This window comes from Lentilitoribacter sp. EG35 (assembly GCF_040784015.1).
Classification (GTDB): Bacteria; Pseudomonadota; Alphaproteobacteria; order Rhizobiales; family Rhizobiaceae; genus Lentilitoribacter.
Map to the genome: position 1 here is coordinate 233,078 of NZ_JBFNGQ010000004.1, position 12,899 is coordinate 245,976.

At 44.9% G+C, this 12,899-nt stretch carries 12 protein-coding genes and 1 other RNA gene; 7 read left to right on the plus strand and 6 right to left on the minus strand.

The features are described from left to right. Window positions 1–7: 7 nt before the first annotated feature. Window positions 8–1,777: an ABC transporter transmembrane domain-containing protein gene (locus AB2J24_RS09720; RefSeq protein ID WP_420883638.1), complete on the minus strand. Its 1,770-nt coding sequence runs from the start codon at window positions 1,775–1,777 to the stop codon at window positions 8–10. Window positions 1,778–1,996: 219 nt separating this feature from the next. Here AB2J24_RS09720 and rpmE point away from each other — a divergent pair, with 219 nt between their 5' ends. Continuing rightward, window positions 1,997–2,218: a 50S ribosomal protein L31 gene (rpmE, locus tag AB2J24_RS09725; RefSeq protein WP_162653071.1), complete on the plus strand. Its 222-nt coding sequence runs from the start codon at window positions 1,997–1,999 to the stop codon at window positions 2,216–2,218. 78 nt (window positions 2,219–2,296) lie between these two features. Here rpmE and AB2J24_RS09730 read toward each other — a convergent pair whose 3' ends face one another. Then, entirely contained in the window at window positions 2,297–2,815 is a 519-nt protein-coding gene (locus tag AB2J24_RS09730) for a DUF1465 family protein (protein WP_162653070.1), read from the minus strand. 393 nt (window positions 2,816–3,208) lie between these two features. Here AB2J24_RS09730 and AB2J24_RS09735 point away from each other — a divergent pair, with 393 nt between their 5' ends. Further along, the gene (locus AB2J24_RS09735; protein ID WP_367385321.1) at window positions 3,209–4,189 is read left to right on the plus strand and encodes an NAD(P)H-quinone oxidoreductase; all 981 of its coding nucleotides are present in this window, start codon (window positions 3,209–3,211) and stop codon (window positions 4,187–4,189) included. A gap of 57 nt (window positions 4,190–4,246) precedes the next feature. Here the strand turns inward: AB2J24_RS09735 and AB2J24_RS09740 are convergent, their stop codons facing one another. Then, complete coding sequence (locus tag AB2J24_RS09740; RefSeq protein ID WP_367385322.1) at window positions 4,247–5,272, minus strand: class I fructose-bisphosphate aldolase; 1,026 nt, start codon at window positions 5,270–5,272, stop codon at window positions 4,247–4,249. A 237-nt stretch (window positions 5,273–5,509) separates the two neighbouring features. On the opposite strand from AB2J24_RS09740, the gene AB2J24_RS09745 reads away from it, so the two are divergent. Then, entirely contained in the window at window positions 5,510–6,709 is a 1,200-nt protein-coding gene (locus tag AB2J24_RS09745) for a cytochrome P450 (protein ID WP_367385323.1), read from the plus strand. A 5-nt stretch (window positions 6,710–6,714) separates the two neighbouring features. Here AB2J24_RS09745 and AB2J24_RS09750 read toward each other — a convergent pair whose 3' ends face one another. The 3 genes from AB2J24_RS09750 to tkt form a co-directional block, all read right to left on the minus strand. Then, window positions 6,715–7,917: a phosphoglycerate kinase gene (locus AB2J24_RS09750; RefSeq protein WP_367385324.1), complete on the minus strand. Its 1,203-nt coding sequence runs from the start codon at window positions 7,915–7,917 to the stop codon at window positions 6,715–6,717. 144 nt (window positions 7,918–8,061) lie between these two features. Further along, window positions 8,062–9,063 carry a type I glyceraldehyde-3-phosphate dehydrogenase gene (gap, locus tag AB2J24_RS09755; RefSeq protein WP_162653065.1) on the minus strand — a complete coding sequence of 334 codons (1,002 nt, stop codon included), beginning with the start codon at window positions 9,061–9,063 and terminating at the stop codon, window positions 8,062–8,064. 64 nt (window positions 9,064–9,127) lie between these two features. After that, window positions 9,128–11,107, minus strand: coding sequence for a transketolase (tkt, locus tag AB2J24_RS09760; protein ID WP_367385325.1), 1,980 nt, complete (start codon window positions 11,105–11,107; stop codon window positions 9,128–9,130). A gap of 263 nt (window positions 11,108–11,370) precedes the next feature. Here tkt and AB2J24_RS09765 point away from each other — a divergent pair, with 263 nt between their 5' ends. The 4 genes from AB2J24_RS09765 to AB2J24_RS09780 all read left to right on the plus strand — a co-directional run bounded on the left by AB2J24_RS09765 (window position 11,371) and on the right by AB2J24_RS09780 (window position 12,892). Continuing rightward, window positions 11,371–11,652: a DUF4164 domain-containing protein gene (locus tag AB2J24_RS09765; RefSeq protein ID WP_367385326.1), complete on the plus strand. Its 282-nt coding sequence runs from the start codon at window positions 11,371–11,373 to the stop codon at window positions 11,650–11,652. A gap of 7 nt (window positions 11,653–11,659) precedes the next feature. Continuing rightward, window positions 11,660–12,022, plus strand: coding sequence for a cell division protein ZapA (locus AB2J24_RS09770; protein WP_162653062.1), 363 nt, complete (start codon window positions 11,660–11,662; stop codon window positions 12,020–12,022). 106 nt (window positions 12,023–12,128) lie between these two features. Continuing rightward, window positions 12,129–12,286, plus strand: a non-coding RNA gene (gene ssrS, locus AB2J24_RS09775) — 6S RNA. Between the two features lie 15 nt (window positions 12,287–12,301). Continuing rightward, complete coding sequence (locus AB2J24_RS09780) at window positions 12,302–12,892, plus strand: 5-formyltetrahydrofolate cyclo-ligase (protein WP_367385327.1); 591 nt, start codon at window positions 12,302–12,304, stop codon at window positions 12,890–12,892. The last annotated feature ends 7 nt before the right edge of the window (window positions 12,893–12,899 follow it).

The window sequence follows — 12,899 nt, forward strand, 5'->3', positions numbered from 1 at the left end:
TTTAGTGTTATGTCTGAAATTGCAGTTTCGCTAAATTAGCATACATGCCATTCGCTTCACTGAGCGATTTATGTGTGCCTTCTTCGATAATTTTGCCTTTGTCCATAACCAGTATTCGATCAGCCTTAAGAATGGTCGAAAGACGATGTGCGATGATCAGTGTCGTGCGGTTCTCCATGATGCGATCAAGCGCTTGTTGAACCAGTTTTTCGCTTTGGGCATCAAGTGCAGATGTGGCTTCATCAAGCAGAAGAATTGGTGCGTTTTTAAGCATGCCACGAGCGATAGCAACACGTTGACGCTGCCCGCCAGATAGAGTTACGCCGCGTTCGCCTATTTCGCTGTCGTATCCGTTATCCATATCAAGGGCGAATTTTTCAACAAGCGCAGACTTTCCTGCTTGTTTAATATCCTCATCGGAAGCTTCATTACTACCAAATGCAATGTTTTCAGCAACGGATGCTGCAAATATGGTAACATCCTGCGGAACGATGGCTGCACGCGATCTGATGTCATGGAGTAGGGCTTCTTTTACATCGACACCATCTATAAGTATCTGCCCAGAGCTTGGATCATAAAATCTCAATACTAGCGAAAACAAGGTGCTTTTACCTGCACCTGATGGCCCGACAATAGCCACTGTTTCGCCAGTTTTTACGGAAAAGGATAAGTCATCCAAGATTTTAGCGTTTGGACGTGTAGGATAGGCAAAGCTGACAGACTTAAACTCAATCTCGCCTTTAACGTTTTCTGGTAAAGCTACCGGATTGACTGGGTCTTCGATTTCAGATCTTTCATTGAGTAACTCAGATAAACGCTCAGCTGCGCCGGATGCTTGAGACAACTCGCCCCATACTTCTGATAAGCCACCTAAGCTTCCTGCTGCAAGAACTGAATAAAGAAGGAACTGACCAAGCGTACCAGCTGACATGTCTCCTTCAAGAACAGAATGAGCACCGGACCACAAGATGCCCACCACACCACAGAAAACTAATGAGATGGAAAACACCGTAAGGGCTGCGCGGGTTGTTATTGCCGCCTTTGCCGCATCGAATGTATCTTCGATTGCGGATGAAAAGCGCCCAATAGCACGGTCCTCAGAATTGAAGGCTTGTAATGTGCGGGTTGCATTGATGGCTTCGCTTGCAAAGCCCATCGTGTCTGCAAGAGTGTCTTGTGCATTGCGTGATCTTTTCCGAACCGCACGTCCAAATGCAATAAGAGGGATAACAACAATGGGGATGCCGATCACTACAAAGAGTGAAAGTGTCCATGATGTCCAAAACATCATGACAATGGCACCCAAACACAGGATTGAGTTTCGCAAAGCCATTGAGGCTGTTGCACCAACGGCGGATTTAATCTGAGTTGTGTCTGCTGTCAGGCGGGAAATGATTTCACCAGACCGATTAACATCATAAAATGACGGAGAAAGCCGCGCGATGTGAGTAAATACATCGCTGCGAAGATCCGAGATCACGCGTTCACCTAAAAGAATCACAAAATAATAGCGCATCGCACTTGCGATACCTAAGACGATGGCAATGCCCATGAGGAACGTAAAGTAACTATTGATGAACTCCGGGTCCTGGCTTGAAAATCCAAAATCAATCACGCGCCGAACAGCCAAGGGTAGGGTGAGCGTTGTTGCTGCCGCCAGCAGCAGAAAAACGCCTGCACCGATGATGAGTTTCGGATAACGTAAGATATAGGGAAAAAGTGTACGTAATGGGGATAATGACGCCCGCTTCTGTTCTTTTTCTTTGTCAGTTGCCACGTCAGTTTCCTTATTCATAAATAAGCTACATTTGCATCATCGAATTTATAAGATGCTCTTGTGCAATTGTTCTGGTTGATGTATAGCCTCGCCATCGAATTACAAGACTTTATTCTTCTAAAGTCTGAAAAGCTCAATGTATGCTGGGATATTTGTCGCATTTAGCGATAAAACTGGCTTGTATTTAAGGCATATGCCTAACCGTAAAGGAATAGAACTATGAAAGCGGATATTCATCCAGAATACCACACGATCAAAGTGGTGATGACTGATGGAACAGAATATGAGACACGCTCGACTTGGGGTTCTGAAGGCGAGACAATGAATTTGGAGATCGATCCTAATTCTCACCCAGCTTGGACTGGTGGTGGCGCTCAACTTATGGACCGTGGTGGACGTATCACGAAGTTTAAAAATCGTTTTGCTGGTCTTGGCCTTTAATCGATTTCTCTTATATCAATTAAAAAACCCGCCTTTTAGGGCGGGTTTTTTGTTGGCCAGCTTTTAAAGCTTGGCGAACTAATTTTTCAAGAAAGCAGTCTGCAGAAGATTGTGCTGCGCTTGTATCGAATTTTCAGTCTCTCGCATGTTTGCATGTGCTTCTTCCGGGCGATAAATTTCGCGATCTAAAAGTGCAACACGATTTTGAAGGCGCAAAGAACGCTCGATCAAATCGCGGAAAGCTTCTGGTAATTCATCCCATCCGGCCGCATTACGATCACAATTAAAGCTTTCAAGACGCACTTTAGATTTCTCCGTGCTCGCTTGGTCGCGTGTCATTTCGCCATTGTTCACAGCGCGTTGTAATAGCAGCCAAGATGCCAATTGCATAAGGCGTGTCGTTAGGCGCATGGACTCAGCTGAATAAAGGATAGATGCAATGCGAGGAAGTGCCTTTGAGGCAGAGCGACCTGTATTATCAAGGTAGTCGGCTGTTTCTTCAACAAGGCCCATGCCATCTGCATATAAAGACTTGAAGCCTTCTGAATTTGCAGCATGCTCGGAAAAACGGATAGTATTGCGGTTTGTTTCAGACATATTAGCCAATCTACTCTCTACTTACTTAACGCCATTGCCGCCTAAATTATCTACGCTTTCTAGGTCAGCCAGATAAAGATGCCGCTTTTTATTAAGTTGCGCAAGCTAAATGTTAAAGAAAGGTTAACGGGCTGATTTGGCCATTAAAGCATGCAATTTGTCTAAATTTAGACAAAAAAAAGGACCGCAAGCGGCCCTCAAGAGTTTAACAGGGAGGCGTCAAGCAGAAAGTCTGTTACATTTTCCGCCAAATCTGAAACTAGTCAGATGACTTAGTAATAACTTGTAAGGCTTAACAGGAGCTTAATTGACATTACCTAGAAGCATGATTGAAAGATAATTTAACTTAGGTAATATCTGCGCAATAGTTAAGTGCGTATTTTCGAGGTCATCATGCGAATAATTGAGATTAGCGAATTTGGTGGGCCCGAGGTTTTAACTGTTGGGCAGATTGCTTTCCCAAAGCCAGCACCAGACGAGATACTCATTCGTGTCCATGCCTGTGGTGTGAACCGGCCCGATTGTTTGCAGCGTCTTGGTCATTATCCACCCCCAAGAGGTGTGACAGATATTCCGGGGCTTGAGGTGGCGGGAATCGTTGAGCGCATTGGCAAAAAGGTGACTAAGTTTAAAGAGGGCGATCCCGTTTGTGCGTTAATTCCCGGTGGTGGATATGCAGAATATTGTAAAGTGCATGAAGCAAACGTCCTGCCAGTTCCTACAGGTTACAGCATGGTTGAAGCAGCCGCGCTGCCGGAAACTTTCTTCACTGTTTGGCATAATGTTTTTCAAAGAGGCTTGTTGCAGGATGGGGAGACTTTTCTTGTTCACGGTGGTTCATCAGGAATAGGTTCAACCGCAATTCAACTAGCGAAAATCTTTGGTGCCACTGTTTACACAACTGTAGGTTCGAAGGAAAAATGCAAATTTGTTGAGGATTTGGGAGCAGATGTCGCTATTGATTATCGTAAACAAGATTTTGTAGATGTTGTTAAGTCTCATACTGCAAACAAAGGTATTGACCTAACGCTTGATATGATTGGTGGAGATTATATAAATCGCAATTATGCTGTTGCTGCATTGGATGGTCGGATTGTTCAGATAGCTTTTCAGCGTGGTCGGCGGGCTAATGTTGATTTTGCACTTTTGATGGCAAAGCGCCTGATGCACACAGGATCAACTCTCAGGGCTCGCCCAGTGGCATTTAAAGCCTTTATTGCACATGAGTTGTTTGAGCATGTTTGGCCTTTGCTTGCCTCTCGTAAAGTCAAGCCGATAATAGATTCTACGTACCCTTTGGAAAATGCAGCTGACGCCCATACACGTATGGAAACCAGTGAGCATATGGGTAAAATTGTTCTGACAATCGACTAGTCATAAAAAAGGCCTCGAATGAACTCGAGGCCTAAATCTATAAGCTGAAATCTTGAGTTATGCTGCTTCGATGTCTTGTTTCCAAGAGCCGACAGCCGCAAGGCCATTCATGCGAGCGCGATGTGTAAATGCGCGCTGACCAGCAGCGACATTTTCTGACTTGCCGCCCCATGCTTTTAGCGCAGCAGCTTGCAAAGCACGACCGTAGGAGAATGTAAGCGCCCAAGGGAGGTCACCCATAGCGTTCATCGCAGATAGGTGAGCGGTTGCTTGCTCTTCTGATTGGCCACCAGATAGGAATGCAATGCCAGGAACCGCAGTTGGTACAGCTGTTTTTAGGCAAAGGAGTGTTTTTTCAGCAACTTCTTCAACGCTGGCTTGTTGCGCACAATTGATGCCTGGAACGATCATATTTGGTTTGAGGATCATACCTTCCAGATTAACTTCTTGCTCATCAAGGGCGGCAAAAGTTTTTTGCAGTGTTTCGAGCGTTACTTGGAAGCATCTATTAATATCGTGTGTTGAGGTCGCACCATCCATTGTAATTTCTGGTTCAACAATTGGTACGATACCAGCTTCTTGGCAGAGAGAGGCATAGCGTGCCAAAGCGTGAGCATTAACAGAGACAGCCGTTTTTGAAGGAAGCGTATCTGAGATTGAGATAACACCGCGCCATTTGGCAAACCGTGCACCTAGTTCATAATACTCGTTCAATCTTTCGCGTAGGCCATCAAGACCTTCTGTTACTGTCTCACCTGCATGACCTGCAAGTGGTTTTGCGCCCATGTCGACTTTAATGCCGGGAACAGCGCCAGCAGATTTGATCAGATCTACAAGGGGTGTGCCGTCTGCAGCTTTTTGTCGTAACGTTTCATCATAAAGAATAACGCCAGAGATATAATTGTTCATTGCGTCATCTGTACGGAACAGCATCTCACGATAATCGCGGCGTGTTTCTTCACTTGATTCAACACCGATTGAATCTAGGCGCTTTTTGATTGTGCCAGTTGATTCATCGGCTGCAAGAATACCTTGCCCAGGCTGGACCATTGCCTGCGCAATATCTTCTAAACGTTCAGTCATATTGATATCTCCAAATTGTGTGCCAATATATGCCCATTGGAAGGCTGTTGGAGAGGTTGATAACAGAGGATTTAAAAAATTTAAATAGCGCTGAATTTATTTAAAACGATTTAAAAATAATTTAAACGATTTAGTTCAGAGATTTCTTTCATTCATGGTAAAATGCACGCATATAATATTGTTAAAATGCGACACGTTGATCATAAGTCTTTGTAAAAATGGAGTGAAATTAGAATCATGAGTCTCGTTTCATCGTCAGAGCTTTCGGAGAATCCATTTAAAACGATTGAATTTTTAAAGCACTCCGGTTCACTCCACCGTGAGAAAATTCCTATTCTCGGTAAAGTCTGGTTTGTGACCAATCAGCAAACATCTATAGAAGTTTTGAAAAACCAGGAAATCTTCAGGGTACGAAAACCGGATGGAAGTGTTGTTGGAATGCGATGGTGGATGCCCAGAGTAATCCAGCTTTTAGCATCTAATATGTTGACAATGGACCAACCAGAACATGAACGTCTGCGCCATATTGTGGATAGAGCATTTCGTAAAGACGCCATTATGGGGCTTGAACCACGCATTGAAGAGATCGCAGACGGTATGATTTCGACCTTGTTTGATGATGGTTCAATGGTTGATATCGTCAATGGGTTTGCGCGGCATTTTCCACTTACGGTCATTTGCGAACTTTTGGGTCTTCCGAAATCTGATCGTGCTCAGTTTGCAAAATGGGCAGAAGGCTTTACGCGTGTTGATGGCATCTGGGGTTTCTTGATGCTGGTTCCCAATTTGCGAGCCATGGCAAAATATCTGCGAATCAAGATTGACACCGAGGATGGTATTGATGGTGACGGATTGATTGCGCAACTTATCGCCATGAAGAAAGAGAGAGCAGCGATTTCTGATGATGAATTACTGGCGATGGTTTTTCTCCTTTTAATCGCCGGTCATGAAACAACAACTCATTTGATCTCCGGTGGGCTATTTGCTCTCCTGACACACCAGGATCAGAAAGATTGGCTACTTGAAGATTGGTCGCGAATAGATCTTGCAGTTGAAGAACTTCTAAGATTTGTAACGCCCGTGCAGATGACCAAGCCGCGTTATGCCTATGAAGATATAATAATTGATGGAACGCTAGTTAAAAAGGGCGAGCTGATCATGCCGTTGCTGACGGCTGCCAACTATGATGAAACCGTGTTTGAAGATCCTGAAAAGTTGAACTTGTCGCGAAAACCAAATCGCCATATGGCGTTTGGCACCGGTATTCACTTTTGCCTTGGGCATTTGCTCGCGCGAATTGAGGGTAGGGTCGCAATCAAAGCGCTTTTTACGCACTTTCCCAACCTTAAACTGGCAGTGGACCAAAAAGATGTAAAATGGCGCAAGCGCATTGGCTTGAACGCGCTTGCTGAATTGCCTGTGACATCTGGAAATTAATGAACCTAGCTGTTTAGCGCTAGAACGCCTGGCAGTGGTTTGCCTTCCATCCATTCCAGAAACGCACCGCCGGCAGTTGAGATATAGCTGAAGCTATCTGCAGCACCGGCCAGATTAAGCGCGGATACTGTATCTCCACCACCCGCAACTGAGACCAACCTACCATCTTCGGTAATTTCAGCAGCAGCTCTTGCAATAGCTACAGTTGCACCATCAAACGGTGGGATTTCAAACGCACCGAATGGGCCATTCCAGATTAATGTGTTTAGTTTTTCGAATTCTGCAATGACATTTGCAATCGTCGCATCACCTGCATCAAGCGATTGTTTTCCTTTTGGGATGACTGTATCTGGGGTCATAGCCATCACCTCGTAAGCAGCATCCGCTTTGAATTCAGCTGAGATTTTACCATCTGTTGGCAAAACAATTCGACAACCATTTTCTTTTGCGGCTTTCATGATAGCGTGGGCTTTGTCGTACATATCCGGCTCTTGTAACGAATCGCCCATATCGGCGCCTAAAGCTGCCTGGAACGTGTTGGCCATGCCGCCGCCAATAATCAGAACATCAATTTTCGTAACCAGATTTTCCAATAGGTCAATTTTAGTCGATACTTTTGCGCCGCCAACAACGGCACCCACCGGATGTTTTGGGTCGCCCAAGGCAGAGTTTAGTGCATCCAATTCCGCCTGCATGGTGCGACCAGCATATGACGGAAGTAGCTTTGTTAGTCCTTCTGTGGATGCATGGGCACGATGGGCAGCAGAGAATGCGTCATTAATGTAAAGATCACCATTTTCGGCAAGAGCTTTGGCAAAGCCTGCATCATTGGTTTCTTCACCTTTGTGAAAACGTGTGTTTTCCAAGAGAAGAATATCGCCATTGTGCAGAGCATCAACGGCTTCTTTTGCTGCATCACCAATGCAGTTGCTTGCAAAATGAATGTGCATGTCCAAAACTTCTTCAACGGACTGCGCGATTGGCTTCAGTGACATAGATTCAACAACTTCACCTTTTGGGCGGCCAAAATGTGCCATAAGAATGACTTTTGCACCTTTGCGAGATAATTCCTGCAGGGTTGGTGCAATGCGTTCAATGCGCGTTACATCTGTTACATTTCCGTCTTTTACGGGTACATTTAGGTCAACACGGACGAGGGCACGCTTGCCATTAAGATCAGAAATATCGTCCAAAGTTTTAAAAGTCATTGTCATTACCCGATTTTAGAATTGGTGTTGGTGCTTTGATAACGGAATTTTTAAAAATATGAAATTGCTTTTGAGAATTCATACTATTATCCAAAAAAAAACCGGAACGCTAATTCCGGTTTTCTAAGTACTTTATGAACTAGATTAGTTCAACTTACCCATTGCAACGGCTGTATCTGCCATGCGATTTGAGAAGCCCCACTCATTGTCATACCATGTTAGGATGCGAACAAGGTTGCCTTCCATAACTTTGGTCTGGTCCATGTGGAAGATTGAAGAATGCGGATTATGGTTCAAATCAATTGAAACCAATGGCTCGTCTGTATAACCCAAAATACCTTTTAGCGGACCGTCTGCAGCCTCACGGATGGCATTGTTTACTTCGTCTTCTGTTACATCGCGTGACGGGATGAACTTAAGATCAACAACAGATACGTTTGGCGTTGGAACGCGGATCGCAGAGCCATCCAACTTGCCTTTAAGTTCTGGAAGAACAAGGCCAATAGCTTTTGCAGCACCTGTTGATGTTGGTATCATAGATACAGCTGCGGCACGACCACGATATAAATCTTTATGCATAGTATCGAGCGTAGGTTGGTCACCCGTATATGAGTGAATTGTCGTCATATAGCCTTTTTCAATGCCGAAGGCATTGTTCAGAACGTACGCTACAGGTGTAAGGCAGTTGGTTGTACAAGAAGCGTTTGAAACAACTTTGTCATCTGCTGTAAGGTCTTCATCGTTTACACCATAAACAATGGTCTTAACATCATTGCCACCCGGTGCAGAAATAAGGACTTTAGATGAGCCATTTTCCAAGTGTAATGACGCTTTTTCACGACTTGCAAAAATACCAGTACATTCAAGAGCTACATCAACGTCTGCCCAAGGAAGGTCTTTAGGGTCGCGAATAGCTGTTACTTTGATCGGTCCTTGCCCTACATCGATTGTATCACCGTCGACAGTAACTGTACCGGGGAATTTTCCGTGTACACTATCATAACGCATAAGATGTGCATTTGTTTCAACAGGACCTAAATCATTAATCGCAACAACTTGGATGTCATTACGCCCAGATTCCATAATACCACGTAGAACATTACGTCCAATGCGGCCAAAACCATTAATAGCAACTTTTACTGTCATTTATATTCTCCGAATAATAATAGGGTTAGGATTGTCCCCAATATTGTACTGGTGTTATTTATTATTATAACTTTGCCTCGACTGCCAAAACTGCAGCCTCAGGTGTGATTCCGAAATGCTCATAAAGTTCTTGATAAGGACCTGACGCACCAAAGGAGTTCATGCCGATAAATATGCCATCTGAGCCAATGAATTGATCCCAACCTTGGCGAACACCTGCTTCGATGGCAACTTTAACAGGGCTGTCACCGATGATTGCAGCTTTATACGCGTCGTCTTGATCATCAAATAGATCCATACATGGGACAGACACAACACGTGTTGTGTGACCTTTTGCGTCCAGCAATGCTTTCGCACTCATGGCAATCTCGACTTCAGAACCGGAAGCAAAAATAGTTACTTGTGCATCGCTTTCAGATGCAAGTTCATATGCACCGTGCGCGCATAGGTTTTCTTCAACGTAAGTTGTGCGAAGAGCTGGTAGGCCTTGACGTGTCAGGGCAATACCAGAAGGGCGCGTTTCTGATTCGAGAGCTAGCTGCCAGCATTCCAATGTCTCGGTAATGTCCGCTGGGCGGAACATGTTGAGATTAGGAATAGTTCTAAGCGAAGCCATTTGTTCAACAGGTTGGTGGGTTGGACCATCTTCGCCAAGGCCGATAGAATCATGTGTGAATACGTGAATGACTCGGATACCCATAAGAGCTGCCAGACGAATTGACGGACGGCAATAATCAGAGAAAATTAGGAAGCCGCCTGAATAGGGAATCAAACCGCCATGTAGCGCAATACCATTCATTGCGGCTGCCATACCATGCTCACGGATGCCATAGTGCAGGTATCTGCCTGAGAAATCATCAGGTGTAATGGAAACTGTTTGGCTTGTCTTTGTGTTATTTGATCCAGTCAGATCGGCAGAGCCGCCAATTGTTTCAGGAACCGCACCGTTGATGACTTCGAGCACAAGCTGCGAGGCTTTGCGTGTTGCTTCTTTTGGCTTGTCTTCTGCAAGAGCTTTTTTGTATTCAAGAAGTGCGGGAACCAATGCGCCCGGCAATTCACCGTTCATGCGACGTTCAAACGTACATCTGATGTCAGAGTCACCTTCCTTGATGCGCTTTTCCCAGTCTTTGTGAACTTTCGCAGAACGAAGGCCCGCAAGACGCCATGCATCGAGAATATCGGATGGGATTTCAAACGGCGCAGCGTCCCAACCGAGAGCTTCGCGGGTTGCTGCAATCTCATCATCTCCAAGCGGAGCACCATGAGCACCTGCAGTGCCGGCTTTCTTCGGAGAGCCATAACCAATTTGAGTTTTACAAGCGATCATTGTCGGCTTGTCAGATGCTTTTGCTTCTTCAATGGCAGCAGAAATTGCTTCTGGATCATGTCCATCTACACGAAGAGTGTTCCAGTTACATGATTTAAAGCGAGCCTCTTGATCCGTCGAATCACTGACTGAAATAGCACCGTCGATTGAGATATTGTTATCATCCCAAAGAACGATCAACTTGTTGAGTTTTAAATGTCCAGCAAGCGTAATAGCTTCTTGACTGATACCTTCCATTAAGCATCCATCACCCACAAGTGCGTAGGTATTATGATCGACAATGTCAGCACCAAATTCATCAGCAAGCTTGCGTTCAGCGATTGCCATACCAACAGCATTTGCAATGCCTTGGCCAAGCGGACCAGTTGTTGTTTCAATACCTGGAATATGACCATATTCAGGGTGACCAGCGGTTGGTGAGCCAAGCTGACGGAAGTTTTTGAGGTCTTCCAATGAAATATCATCATAGCCAGTCAGGTAGAGCAATGAATAAATGAGCATTGAGCCGTGACCAGCAGACAAGACAAATCGATCGCGATCTGGCCAGGATGGGTTTTTTGGATCAAACTTCAAATGTTTGGTGAAAAGGGTGGTCGCGATGTCTGCCGCGCCCATAGGAAGACCGGGGTGGCCTGAATTAGCTTTTTGGACAGCGTCCATTGACAAAAACCTGATGGCGTTCGCCAATTGCTGATGTTTAACCGTGGATGTCATATTTATGCCTGTATTTTATCATCTAGGGAGGGTTGCGGTGTCTCCAGCACAACGGCGTCGCTGTCATAGCACTTCGCGGGGTGGAGTCAATGAAAGTAACTTCTTTTGAGTGTGAATTGATCGAAACGAGTGAATAAATTGATTTGATGTGTACGAGCAATTTGAACCCGTGAAGCTTTATTGACTAGGGCTTTGGGCTATGAAAATGTCTTTTCCTGTAGGTTATAGGGGGCTTGATTCGCATTCTTGGGGATATATGGGCTATGAGTACTGAAGATTTAGCAGTGAAATCAGCGTTAGATCAGCTGACAAATGCGGTAACGTCGCTTGAAAGCGCGGTTGGGCGCCGTCTGGAAAATCAGAAAGACGCTGAACAATCACAAGAAGAATTGAAATCTATGATATCAGATCGATCAAAGCTGGCTGAAGAACTTGATGGTGCACAAAACCGTGCCAATCAACTAGAAGAAGCTAATCGGGAAGTATCTCGTCGGTTAGTCACAGCGATGGAAACTATTCGCGCTGTACTTGATCGGGGTAATTGAGGGTTAAATGTCTCAGGTTACAGTTACTATCGACGGTAAATCCTACCGCATGGCATGCGAGGCCGGGCAGGAAGAACATCTGAATGACCTTGCTGAGAAGTTTGATAAATATGTACTGAGCTTGAGATCTCAATTTGGTGAAATTGGTGACCAACGACTGACTGTTATGGCCGGTATTATGGTGATGGATGAGTTATCGGAAGTGCAAGGCAAGCTGAAGGGCGTTCAATCTGAATTAGATCTCGTCAAAACAACGCGTGACAATGCGCTTCAAAATGCTGAAAAAATGGATACGAGTGTTGCAAGCACCCTTAGTACTGTTGCAACGCAAATTTCGAATATTGCGGACAAACTCAACAAGAATGATTAAAATTGAATGCCAAAATCTTGGTAGTTTCTGATGGGTTTAAACAGAAAATTCTGTTCCATATTCGGAATTGGGTGGTAATAAACTACGACTGAGACTATATCGTGTAAGCGATCTGCTCTTTCCGACAGGACACAATATCCTCGGGCCTTAATTAATTCTAAGGGAGCTGTCCCTGCTTTGGCTCGTGGGTCGGAGCACACGGCGCCCACCTACATTGTAGGTTCCTAGGATTTTAAAATTCCATCGATTGTCAGTGGATCGCACTTTTTGGAGCATAGCATGGTAGATATTTCCAAGGTTGCGGACGTTTCTGATTTAAAGCAAAAAATTCGTTCTGAAGTTCTGGCGCGACGTGATGCTTTGTCCGTTGAGATACGCACCAAGTTTTCACAAGAGATTGCCGAGCACTTCAAGGATTGCCATGTGGAGCCCGATGGAATTGTGTCCGCGTTTTTACCAATACGCTCGGAAGTTGATCTCAAACCAGTTATTTCAAGGCTTTGGACGCGAAAAAACAGAGTTTGCTTACCGTATATCTTATCTAAAACAGAGATTGAGTTTAGAGAATTCATGGCGGGAACAAAACTCGTAGGCAATGGTTTTGGAACGTTGGCGCCGGATGATGCATCATCGGTTCTTCTGCCAGATGTCATGCTTGTTCCGCTTTCCGTATTTGATCAGAACGGTGATCGCATTGGTTATGGCGGCGGGTTTTATGATCGCGCGATTGAAAAACTTAAAGGACTGGGAAAAGCTCAAACATTGATTGGTGTTGCATTTTCTACCCAAGAGGTTGATGAGGTTCCAACGGATGACCATGACGTACCGCTTGATTTCATTTTAACTGAGCGTGGCTTGCGCGAATTTTAAAGCCCCC